The following is a 21,097-nucleotide window of genomic DNA, read 5'->3' as shown; positions in this document are numbered from 1 at the left end:
GCGCGTATTAGAAGCGGTAGCCCAGCGTGATCTTGTTGACGTTGGGAAGCCCGGAGTCCTTCGCCTGCGGGATGCTCGCGTAGTCGAGCGTCAGCCCCTTCCACTCGATGCCCAGCCCGTAGGTCAGGTCCTGGATGTCGCCCAGCGGGTCGCTGTAGTAGCCGAGACGGCCGGCGATCTTGTCCGTGTACTTGAGCTCGGCGCCGACGTTGTAGGTGCGGAACCGGTTCGTCACCAGCGACTGGTTGAAGTCGCCGACGAACAGGACGCGGAACTCCTTGCTCGAGGTCGCCTCCCAGGCCAGGCCGGCACGCACGTTGCGGGACAGCGGGCTCTTCTCGTCCTCGTTGAGGAACGTCACGCTGGGCCCGATGTTCTGCACGTTGATCCCGAGGTTGAGGCGCGCCGCCGGGATGCGGTACAGGCCGGCCACATCGAGGCCGAACGTCTGGCCGACGCCGTTGTTGCGCTCGGGCGCGAGCTGGATGCGGATGTACTTGAGCGAGGCGCCCACCGAGAAGTCCGGCAGCAGCTGGGTGCCGTAGTAGACGGCCGGCGAGACCTCGTTCGAGGTGAACTGGCCGATCACGTTGCCGTTCTGGTCCGTCTCGTCGCTGGTGCCGTAGGTCAGGAACACCAGCCCGACGCCGAACGCGCCCCAGCCCTGCAGCGGGCGGACGAACGTGGCGTAGTTGTAGCTGACGTCGTCGGCCAGGCCGGGAACGAGCTGGGCGTAGGTGATCTCGACCGCCGACTTGTTGACGAAGCCGAGGCCGGCCGGGTTCCACCAGGTCACGCCCGAAGCGTCCTCGGACAGGGCGACCCCGGCCGCGCCCATGCCGTTCTGGCGGGCGCCGGGCTGGATGTCGAGCGACCGGCCGGTGCCCTGGGCCAGGGCGGCGCCGGCAAGGGCGAAGGTGAACACGGCGACCAGGACGGGGGTTGCAATCCGACGCATGAAGGGCTCCTCGGGAAGAACGCGAGGCCCGCGCAGGGCGGGCGAGAAGGCACGGGATACTACACCGAACCGGGGGGGGCAGTTCCAGTCGGGCGGCCCCCCCGCCGGGCGGCGCCGGGGGCGAAAAGACCCGCGGTCGTTCAGCGGTTCAGGACCACGAAGCGGCCCTGGGAGACGGCCCGCTCGTCGGGATCGCTGCCGCCGTCGCTTTCGCGGCTCCAGGCGAAGACCTTGAAGAGATAGGTGCCGTTGGCGAGCGGATCCCCCTCGGCGTCGCGGCCGTCCCAGGGAATCTGCACCTGTCCCAGCCCGCCGAACACCCGGAACTGCCGCACCAGCCGGCCACTCAGCGTGTAGACGCGCAGGAGGGTGTTGACCGAGTCGCCGGGCGCGTCCACCACGAAGGTCCCCCCGGCTCCGCCGCCGCGGGAGCGAATGGGATCGGGGAACAGGTAGGCGAGCCGGATCTTGAGATCGGCCGACTGCACGACGTCGAACTCGAGCGTGGCGTTCGAGCGGTGCTGGGCGGCGGAAAAGCCGGTGGCGAGGTTGTCGGCCGCGGAGACCTGCACCCGGTGGTGCCCCGTGGGCAGGTTCGGCAGGCGGAAGGTCGCCATGCCCCCCTGGTAGGAGTCGGCCGCGTAGCGGAAGCTCTCGGTGACATCGGTGCGCGAGGTGGTGTTGTCGTCGAGCGTCACGATGATCGAGTTCTGCGGCGCGTGCCCGGTCGTCATGATGCCGCTCTCGTCGAACAGGTCAATGCGCAGCGTCGCGTCGGGCTTCACCGCGGTCGAGCCGCCGACGAACGACAGCGTGACGCGCGGCCCCTGCGTGTCGGAGGCCGGCGCCGTGCCGGGCACGAGTTCGACCGGAATCGCTCCCGCGCCGTCGGTCGCGAACGGGTCGGCGCCGGCGCGGCCCTGCAGGTAGGCGCGCACCCGGCCGCGCGGTCCGATCGCCGCGTCCATCGGCACCACGAACCGCCCCTCGAACGCGCCGTCGGCGGCCGAGACGTCGCCGTGGTACATCGGCCCCGCCTTGTACTGGTAGGTCGTGGTCGCGAAACCGCTGCACGCGACCGGCGTCTGGGCGATCGGCGCCGAATCCTCGATCAGCAGGCTCGCGACGCCCTCGTAGGGCTGCGCGCTGCCTGCGGGTCCGGTCCGCACCTGTCCGCGGAACGTCACCGTCTGGCCGCGGGCGATCTGCGTGAGCGGCTGGTTGTTCGCGTCGAACAGGGAAACGTCGGCCCACAACCGCGGCAGGTTGAGGCGCGTCGCGGCGTCGCCCATCACCTGGTACTTGGAGTTGTTCGTTTCGCTGAAGGCCGCGTCGAGCTTGGCGGCGAGCAGCGCGGCCGCGATCGGCACGTGATACTGGCCGACGCCGGGCAGGACGTCGCCGCCCGCCTGCCCGATGTCCAGCGAGTCACGCTGGAACAGCCGCATGTAGAAGTAGCGGTTGAGCTGCGCGTTCTGGCCGCTGAACGCCTCCTCGGTGGCCGAGACGACCGAGATCGCGCCGTTCACCGGCGTCACCACCAGCCGCTCGCCCAGGCTCTGGACCGTCGGATCGTTGAACTTGCCGACGTCGCACGAGGCGGCGCACACCAGCGGCATGCGAAGTCCGTTCGTGAGCGTGCCGGCATCGCTGTCAATGAACACGCTTTCGTCGGTCATCTTGAACGGGCTGCCGTGACCGACGAAGTTGAACATCGCGACGCCGTCGTTGAGCTTCTGCTTGAGGTCCGCGCGCGCGGCGGGCTTGGTTCCCCCGACCGCGCTCGGGTAGGTGTGCAGGTAGACGTACTCGCGGTCCATGTGCAGGGGAACCCGCTTGGCGAGATCGTCGGTCTGGAAGACATGCGTCCAGTTGAGCCGGTCGCAGCGGATGTCGCCCTGCACGTCGTCGTCGGCCACCAGCAGGATCTGGTTGCGGTACTCGGCGACCGGCGCGCCCGTCTCGTAGGCGAGGATCTTGTCCTTCACCACCGAGAGCGCGGTGGCCGCGTCGTCCACCGGCAGGCGGCCGCCGTAGAAGTCCGGAACCACCGACGTCGGGTCGTCCACGTTGAGCAGCCAGTCGTCGGTCGCGTACTGGCGCATCACGGCGGCGTCGAAGCCGTTCTCGTAGGTGGGCAGCAGGCAGCCGGGCTGCCCGGCGGGCGCGCGGCCGGTGATGTTCTTGTAGTCGTAGGAGGCGTCGCCCAGGAACGTGACGAACGTCGGCTTGACGCTCCAGTTGTAGAACGCGCCGCGCAGGAAGTTGCGGATCGCGGCCGGGTCGGTGCGTCCGCCCGAGAAATTGTCGTAGATCGCCGAGATCGGCACCGCCATGGTCTGGAAGCTGGCCCGTCCGGTGATGGGCAGGCGCGTGCGACGCGCGTCGGCGAGCGCGCGGGCCGCCGACGCGAAGCCGTCGTAGTAGAGCACGAGATAGTCGGCGGCGTTGCCGGCCCCGCGCAGGTTCCGCGGGTTGGCCTGGGCCGCGTCGGCGAGGTTCGTGCCGGGCACGCGCACGATGGACACGAGCGAATCGGGCACCACCACCCAGCGGCGCTGCGTCGTCTGGTCGTCGTCGAACACGAGATGGAACGTGGTGTCGCCCGGCAGGCTCGTGTACATCGAGGCGTCCACGCTCACCTCGGCCGGGGCGAGCGGGTTCGTCACGTCGAACAGCCGCGGCAGCCGGGGCGAACGGAACGGCCCGAGGTCGTAGCGGTAGGCGCCCGCGGCCGGCGGTGCGCGGAAATCGAGCGCGTCCCCCACCGGCTGCAGCCGGCGCTGGTAGAAGACGTCGAACCAGGCGAGCGCGTTGCGGTCCAGGTCGCTCGAGCAGTCGTTGGTCGGAACCAGCGGCACGAACAGCTGCAGCCGGTTGCCGACCGAACGGACGAAGTTGGCGGTCGTGTCGGCGGTCACCGCTCCGCCGCGGAAGGCGCTGAAGCCGCTCCAGCGCAGGCGCGGAAACGCCAGGCCGTTGATGGTGATGTCGAGGTTGTGGTCCGGAATCAGCGGGCTGCAGCCGTCGTCGTACAGCCGGTCCGTCAGGCCCCACTGCCGCAGCCGCAGACGCGCCGCCTGCAGGCTGTCCGCGCCCGGGAGGTCGAAGTCGAGCACGAAGTTGTTGTTCGCCGTCAGGCTTCGCCAGAACCACTTCTCCCAGAACAGCGTGCTCCCCGACGGCGTCGCGTTGGGCCAGTACTCGATGTCCTGCTCGAAGTGCGCGCGGGCCGGCACGGTCGCCACCGGCGCCGGCGAAGGCAGCGCGCCGCGCGGCTGCGGGCGGATCCGGGCGGGCGGGCCCGGCACCGGTTCGCCGGCCGTCGCCACCGTCAGGAAATAGTAGTTGTTCACCTCGTAGGGGTGGTTCAGGTACAGCGTCTCGGGCAGCGAGGGATCGAAGTCGCTGCCCCAGCCGCTCGCCCCCTGCGCGAAGAAGTAGAAGTAGTCCGCGTTGACCGAGAACTGCCCGTCCGGCCCGCCCGCCTGCGGGCTCTGCGCCTCGCTGACGTCGAACACCCCCATCGCGACCTCCTCGAGGTCGCAGCTGTCGCAGTAGGTGCTCTCGGGCAGCAGCGCGTAACCGGGCAGCGTGAAGAGCCGCAGGCTGTCGAACGGCGCGCCGGCGTTGCCGAACAGGGACAACTGCCGCAGGCTCGAGAAATCCACCGCGTAGAACCCGGACTGCTGGACCGCGATCTTCACCCACGCGTGCTGGGCGAACACGCTGGTCGTCTCGACCAGCGCCGCGCCGGCGCGCAGCGGCGCGATCCCGAAGCGGCGCGCCGCGTCGGCCAGCACGCGGGTCGCGGGCCGGCGCCAGGCGCGGCCCTGCTCGTAGTTGGCGAGCACCGAACGGTAGGTGTCCTCGAACGGATCGTCGGGCTCCGCCGGCGCGCCGAGCGAGCCCATCGGCTGCACCTGCACGTCCACGTCAATGCGGCCGGCGACGGTCAGGCGACGGGCGGCGGGCTCGTAGGCCGCCGGCTCGATCGCGATGCGCGCGACCCGCTGATTGCGCAGCCAGTCCAGGCGCAGCAGCCTCGCCGCGACCGGCACGGCCGAGCCGGCGGCGCCGTACGCATCGGCCCTGCGCGTCACGCCCGGACCGGTCGCGTCGGGTCCGGTCGCACCTGGCGCGAGCAGCACGCCGTCGTACGTACGGGTCCCGCTCGCGACCGCGTTCACCCGCACTTCTCCGAGCGGCGGCACCGCGACCGTCACCACCCGCACCGGCAGTCCCGGCGCGCCGGGTTCGCCGTGGACCAGGAAACCGTCTAGTTCGAGCAGCTGGCGGTGGTCGCCCTGGTCGAGCTCGGTCAGGCGCGCCTCGGGAACCTCGATCGTGAAGCGCACCGCGCCCGGGCTCGCCGGCGCCAGGCGAAGGCCGCCGAGGGCCGCGGTGGCGGGGGCCGCGTGGAACAGGGCCGCCAGCAGCGCCGCCTGGGCGGCACGCCGGCAGATCGGACCCTGCAGGGTCGCCGCGCGCCGGGAAATCAGAACTTCACGGCTTCGTCGACGAGCATCACCGGAATGTCGTCCACGACCTTGAAGCGCAGCCGGCAGGCCCCGCAGGTCAGCGTCTGGCCGGCTTCGTCGTACACGAGATCGCCCTTGCAGGCGGGGCAGACGAGGATGGCGAGCAGATCGGCACTGAGTGCCATGGGACTCCTCGGAAGCTGGTGGGACTGCGCGGCGGGAACGCGCGGCCCGGGGATGCCGATGCCGCGAAACGGGTGACCAGCGTCTCGTGAAATCCCCTCCTCGGGCGTCCGGTGCGGCGCGCGACGCGGCGAGTCTAGCAACCCGAAATTCCGAGGGTCAAGCCTCGCCGCCGGTGAACACGCCGATGCGGCGGAAGCGCTCGGCGCGCCGCCGCACCAGTTCCTCCCCGCTTACACCGGAGAGCGCTCCGAGGTTCTCGCGCAGCGCCGCCTTCAGCGTCGCCGCCGCGGCGTCCCAGTCGCGGTGCGCTCCGCCGAGGGGCTCGGGCAGGACCGCGTCCACGATCCCGAGCGCCGCCAGGTCGGGCGCCGCCAGGCGCAGGGCCTCGGCGGCCCTGGCTCCCTGCTTGCCGTCGCGCCACAGGATCGCCGCGCAGCCCTCGGGCGAGATCACCGAGTAGACCGAGTTCTCGAACATGAGCACCCGGTTGGCCACCGCGATCGCCAGCGCGCCGCCCGAGCCGCCCTCGCCGATCACCACGGTCACGATCGGCACCGCGAACGTCGCCATCTCGCGCAGGTTGACGGCGATCGCCTCCGCCTGCCCGCGCTCCTCGGCGCCGAGCCCCGGGTAGGCGCCCGAGGTGTCCACCAGCGTGACGATCGGCACATGGAACCGGTCGGCGAGCTGCATCAGCCGGAGCGCCTTGCGATAGCCCTCCGGACTCGGCATGCCGAAGCGCCGGTACAGGTTCTCCTTCGTGTCGCGGCCCTTCTGCTGGCCGATCAGCATGACGGGCCGGTCCTCGAACCACGCGGGCCCGCCGACGATCGCGGGGTCGTCGGCGAAATGCCGGTCGCCGTGCAGCTCGCGGAAGCCCGTGAAGCAGCGCTCGACGTAGTCGAGGAAGTACGGCCGCTTCGGGTGCCGGGCGATCTGCACGCGCTGGTAGCGCGTCAGGTTGGCGTAGATCTCGCGCCGCATCGCCTCGGCCTTGCGCTCGAGCTCGCCGAGTTCCTCGCCGGCGTCGAGCCCGCGTTCGGCGGCGCTCGCGCGCAGCTCCTGGATCTTCTCCTCCAGCTCGAGCACCGGCTTCTCGAACTCCAGCCAGACGGTCACGCCCCCCCCTTTCCCCAGCGCACGCGGCAGCCGGGCATGCGTTCCTTGAGGCCGGCGACGAGCCCGTCGGACTGCGCGACGAGCCGGCTGCGCGCGCGCATGGCGAGCCGCGAGTGATCGGGCCGGACGATGTACAGGAAAACCTCGCATTCCCCGGGATGCGCGGCGAGAACCTCGTCCACCGCGTCCACGCGCGCCTCGGTCAACTCCTCGGCGCGCACCTCGATCTGCAGCACCGGCCGGTACTGGCCGCGCGCCTGCGCCCACGGCCGGACGTCGGACAGCAGCAGGCTGGCGCCGCGGTCCTCGCGAACCTCGACGCGGCCGGAGGCGATCACGATCGCGTCCGTCTCGAGCGTGGTCCGCGACTGTTCGTACGCCTCCGGAAACACGGTGCACTCGACCCGGCCCGAGAGGTCCTCGATCGTGACGCGCGCCATCAGCTTTCCGGCCCGGGTCGTCAGCTGCTTCGACTCGCTGACGATGCCGACCACCCGCACGTCGGCGCCGTCGCCGGCCTCGAGCGCCTGGGCGATCGGGTGCGTGGCGATGCGCTCGATCTCGGCGCGCAGTTCGGCGAGCGGGTGCTCGCTCAGGTAGAAGCCGAGCGATGCCTTCTCCTTCGCGCTGCGCTCGCGCGAGCTCCACGCCGGCACGATCGGCAGGGGCGGCGCGCTCACGGCGATGGAGGCGTCCTCGCCGCCGCCGAACAGCGACGATTGCCCGCTCGCCCGCTCGCGGTGCAGCGACGCCGCGTGATCGAGCGCCAGCTCCGCGCCCGCGAACATCGCCTCCCGCGGCGCGGAGAGCGAATCGCACGCGCCCGCCCCGATCAGGCTCTCGAGCTGGCGGCGGTTGAAGGCGCCCGCCGGCAGCCGGGTGGCGAGGTCGTGCAGGCCCGCGAACGCTCCGCCGTGCGCGCGCGCCGCGAGCAGCGCGCCGATCGCGCCCTGACCGACGTTGCGCACCGCGCCGAGGCCGAGGCGGACGCTTCCGTCCTCGATCGTGAACTTCCACTCCGAGCGGTTCACGTCGGGCGGCAGCACCCCGATCTTCATTCGCCGCACCTCCTCGAGCAGCACCTGCAACCGCGCGCTGTCGTGCATTTCGGAGGACAGCGTCGCCGCCATGAACTCGGCCGGGTAGCGGGCCTTGAGGTAGGCGCACTGGTAGGCGACGAGCGCGTAGGCGCAACTGTGGCTGGCGTTGAAGCCGTAGCCCGCGAACTTCTCCATGGTGGTGAAGATCTTGTCCGCGATCCGCGGGGAAATCTTCGAGGTCACCGCGCAGCCCTCGACGAACTGGGCGCGCTTCTTCGCCATCTCCTCGACGTTCTTCTTGCCCATGGCGCGCCGCAGCTCGTCGGCCTGCGACATCGAGAAGCCCGCCAGGTCGTGCGCCGAGGACATGACCTGCTCCTGGTACACGAACACGCCGTAGGTGCCCTTGAGGATGGGCTCGAGCTTCGGGTGGTCGTACTTCGCCACCTGCCTGCCGTGCTTGCAGTCGATGAAGTACGGGATGTTCTCCATCGGCCCCGGACGATACAGCGCGTTCATCGCCACGAGGTCCTGGAAGACGGTGGGCTTCAGCTTGCGCAGGTAGTCGCGCATGCCGCTCGACTCGAACTGGAAGATGGCGACCGTCTCGGCGTCCTGGAACAGGCGGTAGGCGCCGGGGTCGTCGTCGGGCAGCGCGTTGACGTCCAGCTCGACGCCGTGGCCCAACTTCACGAGGCGCACGCACTCGTCGAGCACCGAAAGCGTCCGCAGGCCGAGGAAATCCATCTTCAGGAGCCCGGCCTTCTCGACCGACTTCATGTCCCACTGCGTCGTGGTCGTGCCGTCCTTCTGGCGATAGAGCGGCACGTAGTCCACGAGCGGCCCCGGCGTGATGAGCACGCCCGCGGCGTGCGTCGAGGCGTGGCGCGCGAGGCCTTCGAGCACGCGCGCGGTGCGAAGCAGCTTCGCGTGCTGCGGACTCCTTTCGGGCAGCGCCTTGAGATCGGGCGAAAGTCCGACGGCCTTCTCGAGCGTCATGCCCAGCCCTTCGGGCACGAGCTTCGCCATCCGGTCCACCTCGGAGACCGGAAAGCCGAGCGCCCGGCCGACGTCGCGCACGACCCCCTTCGCGCCCATCGTGCCGAACGTGATGATCTGGGTGACGCTGTCCTCGCCGTACTTGTCGCGCACGTACTCGATGACCTCGCCGCGGCGCAGGTCGTCGAAGTCGATGTCAATGTCCGGCATGGTCACGCGCTCGGGGTTCAGGAACCGCTCGAAGATCAGGTCGTGCTTGAGCGGGTCCACCTCGGTGATGCGCAGCGCGTACGCGACCAGCGAGCCCGCGACCGAGCCGCGGCCGGGCCCGACGCCGATGCCGTTCGACTTCGCGAACCGGATGAAGTCGCGCACGATCAGGAAATACGATGCGAAACCCATCTTGCAGATGACGTCGAGCTCGTGGGCGAAGCGCGATTTCATCGCCTCGCCCACGCCGGCCGGGAAGCGCGACCGGAGTTCCGCCCAGGCGAGCTCGCGGAAGTACGCGGCCGCGTCGTGCACTCCCTCGGGCAGGGGGAACTCGGGCAGCAGCGGCCGGCCGGTGTTCATCTGCAGGTTGCAGCGCTCGGTCACCGCCAGCGTGTTCCCGATCGCCCCCGGGAAGTCCTCGAACGCGTGCTTCATCTCGTCGGGCGTCCGGAAGTGCAGCTCCGAGACGGCGCGCATGCGCTGCGCCTCGCTCACCGTCTTGCCCGTCTGGATGCAGATGAGGACGTCCTGCGCCTCGGTGTGGTCCTTCGCGAGGTAGTGGCAGTCGTTGGTGGCGACGATCGGCAGCCCGCTGCGCGAGGCGAGCGCGCGCATCTTCTCGCGGATGCGCGCCTCGATGTCGAGCCCGTGGTTCTGGATCTCGAGGAAGAAGTTGTCCGCGCCGAACAGGTCGCGGTACATCATCGCCGTCTCCAGCGCGGCGTCGTCGCGGTCCTCGAGCAGGTCGGTGGCGACCTCGCCCTTGGGGCACGCCGACAGCGCCAGCAGCCCGCCGGCGTGGCGCGCCAGGTCGTCGTGGTCCACGCGCGGCTTGTAGTAGAAGCCCTCGAGGAACGCGATCGAGGACAGCCGCATCAGGTTCCGGAAGCCCGCCTCGTCGCGCGCCAGCAGCACCAGGTGGTGCGCCGTCTCCTTCGGGTTCCGCTCCGAGCGGGCGCCGCGGGTGACGTACGCCTCCATGCCGAGGATCGGCTTGACCCCCGCCTTGCGCGCCTCATGGTAGAACTGGACCGCGCCGAAGAGCGAGCCGTGATCGGTCAGCGCGAGCGCCGGCATCCGGAGCTCGGCGGCCTTCTTCACCATCGCCGGGATCGAGGAGGCGCCGTCGAGCAGCGAGAAGTCGCTGTGGTTGTGGAGATGAACGAAGTCCGAATGCTTCATGGCACGTCCGGCGGGGAGGCGGTTCGCAGGTCGGGGACGCCCGGACGCCGCGCCGCACCCGGCGAATGGAGCGGAGCGAATGCGTTCGCGCGGCGGCGCATCAGTGACGCGGCGAATCTAGCACAAAGGTTCCGCGGCGCGACGCTACGTTTCCGGCGCGGTCCACCGCCCGCACCTGCCAGCGATGCGTGCCGGCCGCGGGCGGCGTCAGCGGACGCCAGCGCAGCTCGCGTTTCTCCGGATCCCACTCGGTCGGCACGCGCGCGCCGTCCACGACGAACGCCGACTCCGCCGCATCGAGCCCGCTGCCGCGCTCGACGACGCGCGCGACGAGCTGCCAGCGCGAGTACGCCCCGCGCGGCGCGGAGCGCGACGGCGGTGCGACGCGCACGAACGGCGCGAGCGTGTCGCGCAGCGCCGCGAACTCGCCCGGCAGACCCGACTCCGCCGAAATGAGCCGGGCGGCGGCGTCCCGGCGGGCCCCCATCCATTCCCACGCGCCCCCGGCGCGGCGGCGATAGACGCCCAGCTTCGAGGTCTCGCCGGTCGCGACCGGAAGCGTCACGAGCAGCGGGCGGCGCAGCGGCAGGTCCTCGGGACGGACGTGCACGCGCTCGCCCGCCGCGACGAGTCCCTGCGCGCGCGAGCCTGTACCGGGACGCACGCGCGTGAACACCACGCCCGGCTCGAAGAGTTGCGAGGGCCCGAGCGCGAGCGAGATGCCCGGCGCGGGCCGGATCTCGCCCTCGCCCGCGGGCCACATCGCCTCGCCCGCGTTCGCACTCCACTCCCGCCCGCCCGCGCGGAGTCCGTGGATGCGAAGACCGTCCGGCTCGGGGCTCGATCCGGCGTCGAGCAACGCCACCCACGCCGCGCCGTCCCAGTCCGCGGGCACGTCGGCGCCGTTCGCGCGCGCGAAGCTCGCCGCGCGCACCTCACCCGGCGCGCCGGTCACGCGCACGCGCACGCGGCGACCGGGCAGGACCTCGTACGACCACGAGAGCGAGCGCTCCGGGGCCATCTTCGCCGGCCGCGGCCGGCGCCGCACCCCGGGCGCGCCCGGCGCCGCCGGAGCGCGCAGCACCACCGCGCGCTCGACCGCCGCTCCGTCCGGCTCGCGCGCGAGCAGCCGCAGCAGGCGCGGCGGGTCGCCCCGATGAACCTCGATCACGCCGGCCGCGAGCGAATCGGGCACGCTCGCGCGCAGGAAGCGCGGGCGAAAGCCGGGCGGCGCCCACAGCACCAGCCCGCGGCGGCCGGCGATGCGCCCGCGGTCCACCAGGAAGTCGATCTCGCTCATCTCGCCCGCCCACGAGATGCTGTCGAGCCGCGCCTCGACCGTCTCGCCGTTCCACTCGAGCGCGGTGCTCCACGCGGGCGCGTCCTGCGCTCCGGGCACGCCGCTCACCGAGCGCACCACGGCTCGCAGCCGGCCCTCGGCCTGCAGCGTCTCCGCCGCCGCCCCCGCGAGCGCGATCGTCCGCGGCATCAGGCCGCCCGCGACGCGCGAGGCGCCATCGAGCGGCTCGAGCGTGAGCCAGGCCAGGCGCGGCGCGCCCACGCGCGGAGGCACGAGCCCGCCGCGCAGCGGATGCACGGCGAAATCGTCGTGGCGGATCTCGACGTGCAGGTGCGGCGGCCCCGCGCCGCTCTCGCCCGTCCACGCCAGCGTGTCGCCGGCGGCGAAGCGGAACCCGTCGCGCGGCGGCCACAAGTCCTGCTCGTACCGTCCGGCCGCGCGCTGCGCCGAGTCCATGTACGCGCCGAGCGGCGGGTGGAACGCGTCGAGGTGTCCGAACACGAGCAGCCGTCCGTCGTTCGCGCGCAGGTACAGCGACCGGCCGTAGCCGACTCCCGACGAGCGCACGCGCTCGAGCGTGCCGGCGATGGGCGCCCGCACCGGCCGGCCGACGCGGCCGCCGGTCGAGAAATCCCACCCGGCATGGAAGTGGTTGGCGCGCACTTCTCCGAAGCCACCCGTCACGACCAGCGTGTCGAGCGGCGGCACCGCGAACGCCGGCCCGAAGACCGGCGGGGCCGCCGGCCACGCGAAGGCAGCGGCCCGCGCCGGAGCGCCCGCGAAGGCCAGCGCCAGCGCGCAGGCCGCAACAGCGCGGGGCATCCGCCATTGCATCGCGCACGCCGCGCGCGGCCGCGCGTGCGGGCCGCAAGCCGGCGCCGGGCGCGAAGCGATTGCGGGAACGTCAGTCCTGAACATGGTGCTCCGCCTCCCTGCATCTGGCACCGGCGTTGCTGTCTCCCCGGCTCGGAATTGATCCCGGGTCTTCGCTCGGAGGCCCGATCCCCCTGCATCACCGCCGCACCGGTTACAGGAGGTTTCCGTGAAGTCGCTTCGCCTCGTTTCCAGCGCGCTCTTCCTGGGCGCCATCGTCCTCGCCCTCGCGGGCTGCGGCAAGTCCACCGAATCCGTCGCCCCCACGACCCCGCTCGACACGACGCCGCCGGCCGCGCCGTCCAACGTCGCGGGCAGCTACGACGCCGCCAGCGAGCGAGACTACCTGAACTGGGACGGCAGCTCGTCGGCCGATGTCGCGAGCTACGAAATCTGGCAGTACGAGACCGACCCCTCGCTCGGCGGCACCGGCGTCCTGCTCGGTTCGACCGACGCGGCGGCCGGCAGCTACGCGCTTCCCCTGACGCGCCAGGCGCGCGTCGCGTGGTTCCGGGTCCGTGCGATTGACGAAGCCGGCAACCAGAGCGCGTTCTCGAACGGCTCCTCCTACGACCTGCACGCCTGGGACGGCAACACGTCGGGTCGCGGCACCCAGCGGGGCGGCATGTAAGGGTGCCGTCGCGGCGGCGGAGGGAACCGCTACCGGACGAGCACGACGCGCGCCTGCGCCCGGCCCGAGCCGCAGGTCAGGCGCGCGAAGTAAAGACCGGCCGGGACGGCGCGATTCTCGTCGTCCCGGCCGTTCCATTGCCAGCTGCCACCGGGGTCTCCGCCAAGCGGCACGCGGCGCACGCTGCGTCCGCCGAGGTCCACCAGTTCGAGCCGCTGCGCCCCGCCCGCGCCGTCGCCCTGCCAGTCGAGCGTGATGGGCGGCGCCCCCGGCACCGGCCGCGCCGCGATCGCGATGCCGCCGCGGCCCTCGATCGCCCCTCCCACGCGCAGCACGACGGACGCGAGGTTGGACAGCGGGCCGCTCGAGCCGGTGGCGTCCACGCCGCGCACCGCGAACGTCCAGCGCCGCCCGCGCGTGAGCCCCGTCACCGTCAGGGATTCCGGCTGGCCCGCGTTCGCGGTCGCCGTGAGCTGCGCCTGCACCGGCGCCGAGCCGAAGGAGGCCGCGTCGAGCGTCCCGGGTGAGCCGGCGATGTCGTAGTGATCGGGCCGGCCGGCGGGGCCGTCGTCGGCGGGCGCGGTCCAGGCGAGCCTCACGGTGCTGTCGCGCGAGCCGGCGATGCGCAGGTCGGCGATCGCCTGCGGCGCGGCGCCCGGCACGAGCAGCGTGTCGGTGAGCGAGCCGGCGCTCCGGTTGCCGGCCTCATCCAGGATCCACACGCTCGCGGCGTACAGGTGGCCCTCGACGAGCAGCGGCACCAGCAGGCTGTCGGGCTGCCCCGGCGGCGCCGCCGAGGATCGCGGCACGTCCACGCCGAAACCGCCGGACTGGTCCTCGCAGCGCACCAGCACCGCGCTCGCCCGGCCCGCGAGGCTGTCGTCGCCGCTCGAGATCCAGCGCACCCAGGCGCTGCTGGACGAGGCGGCGCCCGCGACCACGCCGGTCGCGGGCGCAGGACGGATGCGGTCGTAGAGCGGCGGGCCCACCGGAAACGTGCGCGCGCCGCTGCGGGCGTCGTCGCCGCGAACGGCCGGCCAGTAGGCGAGCGAATCCGTCCAGCTCGAAGCTCCCGCGTCGAAGGCATAGACAATCGAGTCGCCGAGCCCGGTGCCCGCGGCGATGCGCGTGGCGCCGTCGCCCCGCAGGTCGGCCAGGGCGGCGAACGCGCCGGCGAGACCGGGCTTGGGGAAGCCGGCGACGACCGCGCCGCTGTCGTCCCAGCAGTAGTAGCCGCCCGGCAGCCGCGCGCCGATCCCGGCCCCGCGTCCGGCGCGGAACGGACCCACGAGCGGAACGCCCGCCGGCGCGCCGGGCACCGACTGCGGCGCGCGTGCGGGCAGTGCGACGCCGCTCGAGTCGAGGACCGTGATCGTCGCGCCGGTGAGCAGGACGATTTCGTCGAGGCCATCGCCATCCAGATCGCCGAGGGCCGGATCGGCCGTGACGCTCGCGGGCAGCGTCAGGCTCCAGCGCACCGAGCCGTCGGCGGCGAGCGCGGTGACGGACGAGCCCGAAGCCGCGATCACCGTCGGCGCCGCCCCCGGTCCGGCGAAGCGCGCGACCACCGGAGCGCGACCGGGCAGGGGCCCCGCCCAGGGCCAGCCCGCGGCCTCGTTGCCGTCGAAGCGCAGCGCGTGCAAGCCGCCGTCACCGCTCCAGACGACGATCTCCCTGCCCGGCTGACCGTCGAGATCCGCCAGCGCCATCGCCGTCGAGCCGATCACGCCGAGATCGAGCGGAAAGTTGTCCAGCATCCCGCCGAGTGAATTCCACGCACCGATCCGCCCGCCGAGAGTTCCCGCCACCACCTCCGGCCGTCCGTCGCCGTCGAGGTCGCCGGCGGCGAGACCGGCCGTGAGGCTTCCGCCCGGCGTTCCGACGGGCGCGCCCGGGATCGGCAGTCCGTTCTCGTCGTAGGCGAGCACCGTTCCGGCCGTGGTGCCGACCAGGACGCGCGGGCCCGCGCCATCGAGGAAATCCGCGGCCGCGATCTGCCCGACCGGCGCGGCCGGGAGCGAGACGCTCCACGCCGTGTCTGCGCTCGCGCCGTCGAACGCGACGAGTTGCTGGTTCGTGAAGGCGTACACGACGCGCGTGACGCCGGTGTTGGCTCGCAGAACGACCGGGGCGCCGACCGCCTGGGCCAGCGTCCGCACCGCGGAGGTCATGGGCCGGTCGGTCAGCGCGCGGTAGGCGTTCAACCGCCCGACACCGTAGTTGACGCGCGCGGGATTGATCGCGCGGATGTCGTCCGCCGTCTCGCGCAGGCGCGCGAGCAGCCCCTGCGGCGTGTAGGGATCGAACCCCTGCGCCCGGCGTTGCGCCTGCAGCAGCGCCATCGTGCCCGCGACCTGGGGCGCCGAGAACGACGTGCCACCCAGCGCCGCGCGATAGCCCGGCTGGCGGTACGACAGCACGCTGTCGGTGCCCGCGGCGCGGTTCACGAACGTCGAGATCACCCCCGTGCCCTGCGCGCACAGGTCCACCCACGTGCCGAAGACCGAGAAGGTCTGCACCACGTCGTTCGAGTCCGTGGCCGCGACCGAGACGACGTCGTCGCGCTGTCCGAGGTAGGCGGGCGAGAAGTTGTTGCCCGAGGCGTTGGCGATCGCGATGCCGGCGCGCGTCGCCGCCGTGACCGCCGCCCCGAAGCCGCTGCCCGCCGAGTCCACCGACGCCCACGAGGCGTTGATGACGCTTGCCCCCATGCGCGTCGCGTAGCGGATCGCCTGCGCCGCGTAGGTCATGCTCACGTCGGCCACCGGCTGCGGGAAGCCCGCCGGCTGCCAGGCGATGCGCAGCGGCATGAGCCGCACCTTCGGAGCGACGCCCGCGATGCCGAGCGCGTTGTCCACCGCCGCGCCGACGATGCCCGCGACCGCGGTGCCGTGGCCGGCGAAATCGTTGGGGTCGTTGTCGGCGTCCTGCCGGTCCTCGCCGGCGGCGGCGGCCGTGAACGCCTTCGAGACGAAGTCCCAGCCCCGCCAGTCGTCCACGAAGCCGTTGCCGTCGTCGTCCACGCCGGGAAGCCCCGCGGCCTCGGCCCAGTTGATCCACATCTGACCGTAGCCCGGCCCGGAGCCGCCGAGGTCGGGATGGTAGGGCAGCACTCCCGTGTCAATGATCGCGACCACGATGGACGTGTCGCCGCTCTCGACGTCCCAGGCCTCGGGCGCGCCGATGTCGTGTCCGCGTCCGTCGGACTGATAGAGCCACGCCTGACTCGTGAACAGGGAGTCGTCGGGCAGCGCGGTCGCCGGCACCGTCGCGACCGGCAGCGCGAGCGCGACACCCGAAGCGACGCGGAAGCGCTCCAGCGCGTCCTCGAGCCCAGCGCCCGCCGGCAGGTGCACGAGCCAGAAGGCGGTGAAGTCGGTCTCGCCCGGATCCTCCGGCGGAGTCTCGCCCGCGAACTCCGGCTCGAAGATACAGCCGCCGAGCGAGGCGGCCGCGGCGTCCACCGACGCCAGGCCGAGGCGCAAGGACTGGATCGCGCGCGTCGGGCCCGCGGCGCGCGCGTGCGCCGCGCGCGCCGCGTCCGCCGTGAGCCGCAGCTCGACGACGTCGCCCGCGTAGCTGGGCACGCCCGGCGAGGCGGCGCCGGCGCTCACGACCGGCAGCCCGAGCCTGGCGGCCGCCGGCGCGGCCGGCAGCGCCAGCAGGCACATATAAAGGAGGGCGGGTGTCTTGCGCATCGTCGGTGGGCTCCGCCCGCGGGGCGCTTCCCCGCCGGGCGCGGGCACCGAAAAGTGTACCGGTCGCGGGCGATCGGGCGCGAGCGCCGATTCGGGGGCCGGCCGCTTGACGGGCGCGCGGCGACGCACGCACACTCGCGCCGACTTCGAGCCACCGCGCGGCCGGCGCGACCGGAAACCCCACCTCCTGACCCACGGAAATCATGTCCGAGAACATTCGCGAACGGCTCCGCCGCATGCTGCTCGAACGCTCGATGCGCTTCGGCGAGTTCGTCCTCAGCTCAGGGGCCACGTCGAACTACTACATTGACGTCCGCAAGACGAGCCTGCACCCGGAGGGCCTCAAGCTCGTCGCCAAACTCTTCTGGGAGCAGCTCGAGAACGACGAGGTGACCGCCGTCGGCGGGCTCACGCTCGGGGCCGACCCGCTGGTCGCCGGCGTCATGTGGTGGAGCCACGAGATGGGCCGTCCGCTCGAGGGCTTCCTGGTGCGCAAGATGTCCAAGGACCACGGCATGCGCGGGCAGGTCGAGGGCAACCTCGCGGGCCACAAGCGCGTCGCGATCCTCGACGACGTCATCACCAGCGGCGAGAGCGCGCTGATCGCCGCCGAAGCCGCCGAGTCGTACAAGGCCGAGGTCGTCCGCGTGCTCGCGGTGGTGGACCGCGGGCAGGGAGCGTCGCAGATCTTCCAGCAGCGCGGCTACCCGTTCACGCCGTTGTTCACGATCGGCGAGCTGCTGCCCGCCGAGAAATGATCTTTCGGGCTCCGGCGCCGGTCGCCCCCGGCCCGCCGGAGCCTGCGGTTCGGCCCGTCCCCAGCGGGCCGCCAATGGTTGCGCAAGCGCGCGGCACGGGCCGCCGATAACCCGTGCGGCAGACTCGACCCGGCCGGCCGACAACTCACGAGAGCGACGGATGTTCGAAAAGCACTTCGGACTGCGCGAAAACCCGTTCCCCGCGGGACACCAGATGCGCTTCCTGTATCCCAGCCGGGAGCATCAGGAGGCGCGCGCGCACCTGCGCTACGGGATCGAGAACCGCGAGCCGTTCGTGCTCATCACCGGCGAGGTCGGAACCGGCAAGACCACGGCGCTTTACGACGCGCTCGCCGAATGGGGCGCGCAGGTCAGCGTCGCGCTCATCACCAACTCGGCGCTGACCCGCTCGGAGCTGCTCGAGGAGATCTGCCTGCGCTTCGGCGTCGCCCTGCCCGCCGACGTCAGCAAACCCAAGATGCTCGCGCTGCTCGAACGTCACCTGCTGTCGCTGCGCGCGCGCGGCGAGCACGCCGTGCTGCTGCTCGACGAGGCGCAGAACCTGGCCACCGACCTGCTCGAGGAAATCCGCCTGCTCTCGAACCTCGAGGTGCAGGGCGAGAAGCTGCTGCAGATCTTCCTCGTCGCCCAGCCCGAACTCGAAGCGCGCCTCGGCCGCCCCGAGCTGCGCCAGCTCCGGCAGCGGATCACCGTGCACTACCGGTTGAACCCGCTCTCGCCCGAGGAGACGGCCGGCTACATCCACCACCGCATCTCGGTCGCCGGCGGAAACGCCTGGACGACCTTCCCCCCCGAGACCTGTCGCGAGGTCTACCGCGTCACGCACGGCATTCCGCGCGAGATCAACACCATCGCCGCGCAGGCGATGATCACCGCGTTCAGCGAGAACGCCTCGAGCGTGACGAGCGAGCACGTGAACGCCGCCCGGCAGGAGGCCGAGTTCAGCAGCGTGCTCGCGCCGCAGGCGCCCAAACTGCCCACGGCCGCCGAGATGGCCGCCGCGCTCGGCGCGCCGTCGGGCACGGCGGCCGAAGCGCCCGTCGCGACCGCGCCGCAGGCCGAAGTCGGACCTTTCGACGTTGCGGACGCGCCGCCTTCGAACGTGACCGTTTCGCGCGCGGCGGCAACCCCGCCTGCAGCGCCTTCGGCACCCTTCCCCTTGCCGAAACCGCCGCAATCGCACTCGCCTTCACCGCACGCGGAAGCGCCGCCCGCCTGGTCGCCCGGGCCGCACGAAAAGCCCGAGGACCGGGTCGAGCCGGTGCTGCGCGAGGACCTTCAGGTCTGGAACACCCCCGCGAGCGAGCTGATGAAGGCCCGCCTGCGCGCACGCGAAGGCGGCCTCGAGCCGCCCGTGCCCGCTCCGCCGCCCGCCGCCGCATCGGCGTTGCAATCCCCTTCCGCCGCAGCGCCACCCCCGCCGCTTCGGCTTCCCGTGCCGCCGTACCCGGCAGCGGCGGCCGAGTCTCCGGCCCCACGGCCCGGCTTTCCCGCGCCGCCGCCGAGCCTGCGCTCGGGACTCGACGCCGGACTTGCCGAGGAATCGCGCTACCGCGGCGCCGTTCCGTGGATGATCGGAATCGCCGCGATCGCCGTCGTGCTGATGGCCGTGGTCCTCACGCAGCGCTTCGGGCTCATAAACCTTCCGCTGCCGGGCGGTTCGCCGCGACCGCACGCGGCGTCCGACGCCGCGCAACTGGCGAGCGGGCCGACCGGAGGGCAGGCGCCCGGAAACGCGGCATCCGCCACCGACCCCGCGATCGCCGACAGCTCGGCGCGCGTCGCGACGGAAACGCCCGCCTCGTCGAGCGGTGCCGCCGCGATCGGCGCCGCCCCCAGGAGCGCCGCGCCCGCCGGACGCACGACCCGGACGCCAACGCCGGCGGCCGCTGCGTCACCAACCGCCGCGTCCGCACGAACGGTCACGCCCGAGGCTGCGGCCCGTCACGAGGCGGCCAACATCTACGGCATCGCGGTGGGCAACTATCTCGACGAGAGCCGCGCCGGCGAGGAGAGCGCCCGGCTCGCCGACCTCACCGGCCTGTCCGGTCGCGTGGTGCGCAACACCTCGGACGGCGCGACGATGTTCCGCGTCGTGCTCGGCAACTTCGGCGACTCCCCCAGCGCCGAGCGCGCCGCCGATCGCGTGCTCGGCCAGCCCGGCGTGCGCGAAGCGCGCGTCGTGGTGATCGCGAAGACGCGCGCGAACTGACTCTGCGCCGGATCGGCGCGAGCGCGGCGGGCGCGGGAGGCGCGACGCGCGGTGAGCTTGCCGTTCGCGCGGCGCGAGGCTATGTTGCGCGGCCGCTGCCGGACAACGGAGCCGCGCCCTTCGCGCGCGCAAGCCCTGCCTGCGTCCCCATCGTCTAGAGGCCTAGGACACCGCCCTTTCACGGCGGTAACACGGGTTCGAATCCCGTTGGGGACGCCAGCTGCCTCCATTGCGTCGCAGGGACTTGCGAACGATTCCGAGGGCCACTGTCCCTCGATTGTCCCCTGTATTGTCCCTCTTCTCGTGGCGCGCACTTCGTTGATCGCGACGACTTTGCGCTGCTCTGCAACAACGGCACCGTGCAGGATCGCGAGTTTCTTCACCGCCTCGATCTGATCGTTCGACGAAACGATGTGGTAGCGGTCGAACACCGAGCGCGTCTTGTGGCCGGTGATGGACATGGCTACCTACTCGGAGGCGCCGGCTCGAACGAGCTTGCGCACAGCGGAACGCCGCAGATCGTGGAACAGTCGACCTGGGACGCCGGCCTTCTCGCACCCGGTGCGCCAGCCTTCGTAGTACCACGCGACCTGATGACCGGGGCGGTGGAGGACCAACGGGCAGACCGTTTCGTGTTTTCGCTCGAACGACAATGTCATTGCGCGCTGCTCGATCAGCAGCTCTGCCAGTCGCGGGTGCGCGGCAAACGGAAACGACCGCGGCTCACCAGACTTCGTGGTCACTCGCTCGAGACGAATCGTGCCGCCCTCCCAGTCCACTTGCGTCCAGCGTAAGCCGCGCAGCTCACCGCGACGCCACCCGGTGATGAACGCCGCCTCGACGAATGGCCGCATGTACTCGGGCAGGTGCTACGGTAGCGTGCGCACCTCAGCGTCGGTGAAGAAGCCCGTGCGGGCGTTGCTGACGCGCGGGCTCGGCAAGTACGGCCGGTGCGGCATGTGCCCCGAACGGCAGGCCAACGTGAAGGCGCGGCCAAGCACTCCCACCTCGTTCTTGACGGTTGCCGGCGCTGCACCCTTCGTGAGGCGGGCATGGATGTACCCCTTCACGACACGCGCGGTGTGGATCAACCCGCCGGCAGCGCGCGCGACGGCCCTCGGCGTCGAAATCATCCCGACCCCGGAGTCGAACGAGGTCACGATCGGCGATCCTGGGCCAACTGTGAAGGCCGATCCGGAGCTCGAGCGCCTCGCGAGCCCGAATCCCACGTCCGCGGCCGTACGCATGGCCGCTGCTCAGTAAACTCAAGAAGCGAGTGTCTCAAAGTCGTTGGCAGGTTCCGCTCAGCGGTCGGGGATCATGAGCGTCCAGGAAGGGCATTCGCAGGGCCTCCTACCAACTGTTTGGCTCGGCGGTCAGGGAAGCGCTCAGCCCCGTTCCTTTTCAAGGTGCTTGTCGAGGGCGA

The 21,097-nt window shown here is 71.9% G+C and carries 11 protein-coding genes and 1 tRNA gene; 5 read left to right on the top strand and 7 right to left on the bottom strand.

From position 1 onward, the window contains the following. Positions 1–7: 7 nt before the first annotated feature. From IT347_10805 to IT347_10785, 5 genes are all read right to left on the bottom strand, one after another. Positions 8–958, bottom strand: coding sequence for a PorV/PorQ family protein (locus tag IT347_10805; protein MCC6350064.1), 951 nt, complete (start codon positions 956–958; stop codon positions 8–10). A 140-nt stretch (positions 959–1,098) separates the two neighbouring features. Beyond that, complete coding sequence (locus tag IT347_10800; GenBank protein ID MCC6350063.1) at positions 1,099–5,316, bottom strand: hypothetical protein; 4,218 nt, start codon at positions 5,314–5,316, stop codon at positions 1,099–1,101. Positions 5,317–5,456: 140 nt separating this feature from the next. Further along, positions 5,457–5,624 carry a Trm112 family protein gene (locus IT347_10795; GenBank protein MCC6350062.1) on the bottom strand — a complete coding sequence of 56 codons (168 nt, stop codon included), beginning with the start codon at positions 5,622–5,624 and terminating at the stop codon, positions 5,457–5,459. Between the two features lie 157 nt (positions 5,625–5,781). Continuing rightward, positions 5,782–6,894: an acetyl-CoA carboxylase carboxyltransferase subunit alpha gene (locus IT347_10790; protein ID MCC6350061.1), complete on the bottom strand. Its 1,113-nt coding sequence runs from the start codon at positions 6,892–6,894 to the stop codon at positions 5,782–5,784. 3,384 nt (positions 6,895–10,278) lie between these two features. After that, a complete protein-coding gene (locus tag IT347_10785) occupies positions 10,279–12,300 on the bottom strand; it encodes a M23 family metallopeptidase (GenBank protein MCC6350060.1) in 2,022 nt (673 codons plus the stop codon). Positions 12,301–12,520: 220 nt separating this feature from the next. On the opposite strand from IT347_10785, the gene IT347_10780 reads away from it, so the two are divergent. Continuing rightward, positions 12,521–12,982 (top strand): hypothetical protein, encoded by a 462-nt coding sequence (locus IT347_10780; GenBank protein ID MCC6350059.1) that lies wholly within the window; start codon positions 12,521–12,523, stop codon positions 12,980–12,982. A gap of 29 nt (positions 12,983–13,011) precedes the next feature. On the opposite strand, the gene IT347_10775 is transcribed toward IT347_10780, so the two are convergent. Continuing rightward, positions 13,012–16,680 carry a S8 family serine peptidase gene (locus IT347_10775; protein ID MCC6350058.1) on the bottom strand — a complete coding sequence of 1,223 codons (3,669 nt, stop codon included), beginning with the start codon at positions 16,678–16,680 and terminating at the stop codon, positions 13,012–13,014. Positions 16,681–16,883: 203 nt separating this feature from the next. Between IT347_10775 and pyrE the strand changes: the two genes are divergently transcribed. From pyrE to IT347_10760, 3 genes are all read left to right on the top strand, one after another. Continuing rightward, on the top strand, positions 16,884–17,438 hold the full coding sequence (gene pyrE, locus IT347_10770) for an orotate phosphoribosyltransferase (GenBank protein MCC6350057.1): 555 nt from the start codon (positions 16,884–16,886) through the stop codon (positions 17,436–17,438). Between the two features lie 160 nt (positions 17,439–17,598). Beyond that, the gene (locus IT347_10765; GenBank protein ID MCC6350056.1) at positions 17,599–19,671 is read left to right on the top strand and encodes an AAA family ATPase; all 2,073 of its coding nucleotides are present in this window, start codon (positions 17,599–17,601) and stop codon (positions 19,669–19,671) included. Positions 19,672–19,814: 143 nt separating this feature from the next. Further along, positions 19,815–19,890: transfer RNA gene (locus IT347_10760), tRNA-Glu, on the top strand. 248 nt (positions 19,891–20,138) lie between these two features. Here IT347_10760 and IT347_10755 read toward each other — a convergent pair. Then, positions 20,139–20,525, bottom strand: a complete 387-nt coding sequence (locus IT347_10755) for a tyrosine-type recombinase/integrase (protein MCC6350055.1) — start codon at positions 20,523–20,525, stop codon at positions 20,139–20,141. A gap of 25 nt (positions 20,526–20,550) precedes the next feature. On the opposite strand from IT347_10755, the gene IT347_10750 reads away from it, so the two are divergent. After that, positions 20,551–20,934, top strand: a complete 384-nt coding sequence (locus tag IT347_10750; protein MCC6350054.1) for a hypothetical protein — start codon at positions 20,551–20,553, stop codon at positions 20,932–20,934. Positions 20,935–21,097: the final 163 nt, after the last annotated feature.

Source organism: Candidatus Eisenbacteria bacterium (assembly GCA_020847735.1).
Classification (GTDB): domain Bacteria; phylum Eisenbacteria; class RBG-16-71-46; order RBG-16-71-46; family RBG-16-71-46; genus CAIXRL01.
The sequence above is the reverse complement of the archived record's forward strand: the minus strand, read 5'-3'. Positions and strand labels throughout refer to the sequence as shown.

What these genes read in the sequence shown, in the direction of transcription:
- IT347_10805 (MCC6350064.1), bottom strand. Translation starts at nt 958, where the DNA reads ATGCGTCGGATTGCAACCCCCGTCCTGGTCGCCGTGTTCACCTTCGCC.
- IT347_10795 (MCC6350062.1), bottom strand. Translation starts at nt 5,624, where the DNA reads ATGGCACTCAGTGCCGATCTGCTCGCCATCCTCGTCTGCCCCGCCTGC.
- IT347_10790 (MCC6350061.1), bottom strand. Translation starts at nt 6,894, where the DNA reads ATGCGAGGTTTTCCTGTACATCGTCCGGCCCGATCACTCGCGGCTCGC.
- IT347_10785 (MCC6350060.1), bottom strand. Translation starts at nt 12,300, where the DNA reads ATGCCCCGCGCTGTTGCGGCCTGCGCGCTGGCGCTGGCCTTCGCGGGC.
- IT347_10775 (MCC6350058.1), bottom strand. Translation starts at nt 16,680, where the DNA reads ATGCGCAAGACACCCGCCCTCCTTTATATGTGCCTGCTGGCGCTGCCG.
- pyrE (MCC6350057.1), top strand. Translation starts at nt 16,884, where the DNA reads ATGTCCGAGAACATTCGCGAACGGCTCCGCCGCATGCTGCTCGAACGC.
- IT347_10765 (MCC6350056.1), top strand. Translation starts at nt 17,599, where the DNA reads ATGTTCGAAAAGCACTTCGGACTGCGCGAAAACCCGTTCCCCGCGGGA.
- IT347_10755 (MCC6350055.1), bottom strand. Translation starts at nt 20,525, where the DNA reads ATGCGGCCATTCGTCGAGGCGGCGTTCATCACCGGGTGGCGTCGCGGT.